Here is a 3,382-nt window from a genome sequence, read left to right as displayed (position 1 = left end):
ATTCCTGCGGTTGGTGCAATACAACCGTCACGATTGTGGGATTGGTTGATCCAACCGTGTGGTGGGCGTCACCACTATAGGGACTTCGCGTGGCCACAAAGGTCGGGCTGGCGAAAGTATCAACGTTCTCCTGACGCTGTTCCGACGTCATATCGCTGCTGTTCGCGCTTGCCACGGCCAACTGAAGGGCCGTGGAGTCGGCTCCCTCCTGCAACTGTTGGGCAGTTCGGCTCACGCGCGCAAAGTCTATCGCCACTCCGACGCCCAAAAGCACGACCGGCAAGACCAACGCAAACACCACGGCGAGGTTGCCGCGTTCTGAACGCCAAAACGTCACACGCATGGAAGCCCCCTTCATTTAGCTGGGACTAACCTAGAGGCAGCATATGGAGGGTCCGTTTCGCGAGCCGGTAAAGTTGTCTCGATCGCAAATCAGCTCGCGGGGAGCAGCTGAATCAGCGTCTCAAATTCACCACGATGACGCCGCCGTCCGGCGCCGGTCTGGCGATCGTCAAGGACCGGCAATGTCGACCGCATTGTTAAAGCTGCCCGGAGTCTTTCGTGCCGGTCGCATCTGGATTGATGGCGATTTCGCCCTCAAAGCAAGCGCTCTGTGGATGGCCACACATCGAGCCGTTTTTCGCGGTGTGATCCTGCGGTGCGGGGATGACGGGCAGCCGTGCAGGCAGGAGTTGGCCAACCACGCTAGCCACTAAGCCGCTAATGCTCAGCCGAGCGTTGGCTGATCTCCTGCCTCCACGATCTTGTCGAGAACTGCTTCGGGCGCCACATCGCGCTTCAGTTCCTTCAATTCCTCGTCTGCTTCGGTCTGGATGTCTAAACGCTTGGCAATCTCCTCGACCATCTTGATCAGCTTGGTCGTCTCGTGTTCGTTGAGCAGGCTAACCTGGAGATCGAGATCAGCCCGCGCGTCATCTTCAGCGGCCATTCGGTTCTGGTTGATAAGCACAAAGGTGGAGAGAAATATTGCCTCCACGGACGCGAGCATGGCCAAGATGACTAAAGAAGGATCCCAAGCCTGAACGGTCGGAGCGATACCACTGTTAAAGGCGATCCAGCCGCCAAAGAAAACGAGATGGATGTAGACGAAGATCATGCTGCCGGCGAATCTGCTGATTGCGGCGGCGGCCCTTTCCTCAAGAGAAGCTGCTTTCGCCTCTCGCCTTCTACGCTCGACGAGAGCGTCAATGTTGCGGGCCAACGCCGGAGCTAGCCCTTCCGCGGCCGGCGCAGTCGGAGTGCCGCGAGCCATATCGTTCGAGGTGAAGCTGGGGTGCATAGGTCGCTCCTAATCTTTACACCTAACAATGCATTTTGAATTTTGCTCCATGACCCCAAGGCGACGGCTAGATCGCATGTATCGACAGGTACTTTTTCGCGGGAGGTAGAGTCGAACGCGTAAACGCGGGCCTGACCTGATGCGTTATGATTGGCCCATTGGAGAAACTGGGCGCCGCATCCAAGCACCGATGGCCTGCATGAAGGTGTAGGGCCGGAGATTGCCCGCGTGGCATTTCTCAGCGCCGCCAAGGAAGCGAAAATCTTGAACGCCTGACATCTCCCGAATGCACGTTGCCATCCTGGGCTGTGTTCGCGTGTCGGCGCGCCGATGCCTGGCGTCGTCTCGGCGCTCTCGGTCGCATTCGCGCGCCGGTCCGCCGGTGCACGTACACCACAATGAGGACGAGGTAATCCATGTGATCGAAGGAGAATACGAATTCTGGCTCGATGGTCAGTTCATGGTAGTGCCTGCGGGCACGTCGATCTTCTTACCCCGCGGCGTGCCACACACGTTCCGCGTCGTGAGTGCCGGGCCAGGGCGCAACCTCACGATCCTAACACCTGGCGGGCTGGAGGAATTCTTCGTCGAGGCGGCCGCTCGCGAATTGCGCACTCCTGATTAATTAACGGAAGTGGCGGAACTTGCAGGCTGCTATGGGATCGAGTTCCGTGCACCGGCCAAGTGGGCCGACTAAGTTCGAACTTCCTACATGGCGAGGTGGCGCGGTGTTCCAGCACATCGCCTCGTCATGGCGGTTCTGAACGGGCGCCCCGATGTTCCGTGGGAATTGGAATCGATTGTCATAATCGTCTCAATATGTTTGAGCGACTAACGTCGGCGTTGGGCAGGAAAGAATGCGCAGCTTCGACCTCCAACGCCGTGCCGGCAAGGTCTGCTTTCCAAGAAACTGCAAAGCTGTGTCCACCGCCGAAATTAGGCGAAAGCGGCAATAGATGTGCCGGGCGCGGGGTCGGCACGGTTCAATTCACAGCCGCTGATCTTGACGCCGTCCGACCTTATGCGAAGCTGATATGGTCATTCGATCTGGGGGCAGTGAATGTCGTCATCGCATTATACGCATGGATCAAGTGAAGCCGAGCAGCAACGGCTGACGGCTTTAAACAAGCGTCTTAATCAACGATGTCTCGACGCTGCACAGCTGGTTGTTGGCGAGCGGGTGGTCGATTTCGGTGCTGGGTTAGGGCAGTTTTCGAGAATGATGGCGCGGGCCACCGGTGTTCCGGTTTTGGCTTTGGAGCGAAGCCCGGAGCAGATAGCGGAGGCGCTACGACAGGCCGACGCCGATGGGGATTTGGCATTTCTGGAGATGAGGCGGGGTGACGTGCTTGCTCCACTTCTTACCGACAACGAGCTTGGACAGTTCGACGTTGCTCATGCGCGGTTCGTTCTCGAGCACCTACCTGACCCGTTGCTGCTTGTTCGCAACATGGCCGGCGCAGTGCGACCGGGCGGACGGGTGATATTGTCAGATGACGACTATGATGGGCTGCGGCTCTGGCCCGAGCCACCGGGATTTGCCTCACTATGGCATGCCTATCAGCGAACCTACGACCGACACGGCAATGATCCAATCATCGGACGTCGCCTTGTTCAATTGTTGCATCAGGCCGACTTGCGTCCACGACGTATCACATTTGTCTCTTTTTTGGCGCATGCGCCGGCGAGCCTGACTTTGAGGCAGTTGTCCGGAACATTGCGAGCATCATCGATGAAGCGATGGACGATATCGTCGCTGTCGGATTGCCTCGCCAATCCGTCACTGCGACGCTCGACGCCCTGATTGATTGGAGCAAGGAGCCGGACTCGGCCGTCTGGTTTGGAATGTCTTGGGCTGAAGCCGTTCGACCGGGCTAGTCGATGGGCTCTTGTGGTTCGTTTTGCCGTAACCAAGAGGTAGATTTCTAAACAGCGCGTCCGCTTTCGGTTGCCTCTGCCCTCGGGCGGAACGACTGAGATATTGTGATGGGTTTCGGATGCCGGCCGTCTACTGAGATGGCGTGGCTCGAGGCCGGCGTCCGGAAGCCTCCAGGGAAGGAACCCGCGGGGTGGAGATTTCGG

4 protein-coding genes are annotated in these 3,382 nt (G+C 58.2%); 2 read left to right on the top strand and 2 right to left on the bottom strand.

Annotation, left to right across the window (positions count from 1 at the left end; translation table 11 throughout):
• Both NKI59_RS34695 and NKI59_RS34690 read right to left on the bottom strand, forming a co-directional pair.
• Positions 1–343: pilus assembly protein TadG-related protein (locus NKI59_RS34695; RefSeq protein ID WP_352709027.1), on the bottom strand; the 343-nt coding region annotated here is incomplete at its 3' end.
• A 384-nt stretch (positions 344–727) separates the two neighbouring features.
• Positions 728–1,300 (bottom strand): DUF1003 domain-containing protein, encoded by a 573-nt coding sequence (locus NKI59_RS34690; protein WP_352709026.1) that lies wholly within the window; start codon positions 1,298–1,300, stop codon positions 728–730.
• A gap of 286 nt (positions 1,301–1,586) precedes the next feature.
• Here NKI59_RS34690 and NKI59_RS34685 point away from each other — a divergent pair, with 286 nt between their 5' ends.
• The gene (locus tag NKI59_RS34685) at positions 1,587–1,925 is read left to right on the top strand and encodes a cupin domain-containing protein (protein WP_352625708.1); all 339 of its coding nucleotides are present in this window, start codon (positions 1,587–1,589) and stop codon (positions 1,923–1,925) included.
• A gap of 435 nt (positions 1,926–2,360) precedes the next feature.
• On the top strand, positions 2,361–3,104 hold the full coding sequence (locus NKI59_RS34680) for a class I SAM-dependent methyltransferase (RefSeq protein WP_352709025.1): 744 nt from the start codon (positions 2,361–2,363) through the stop codon (positions 3,102–3,104).
• Positions 3,105–3,382: the final 278 nt, after the last annotated feature.

Origin of the sequence: Mesorhizobium sp. M0598 (assembly GCF_040320865.1) — a bacterium.
Taxonomy (GTDB): domain Bacteria; phylum Pseudomonadota; class Alphaproteobacteria; order Rhizobiales; family Rhizobiaceae; genus Mesorhizobium.
The sequence above is the reverse complement of the archived record's forward strand: the minus strand, read 5'-3'. Positions and strand labels throughout refer to the sequence as shown.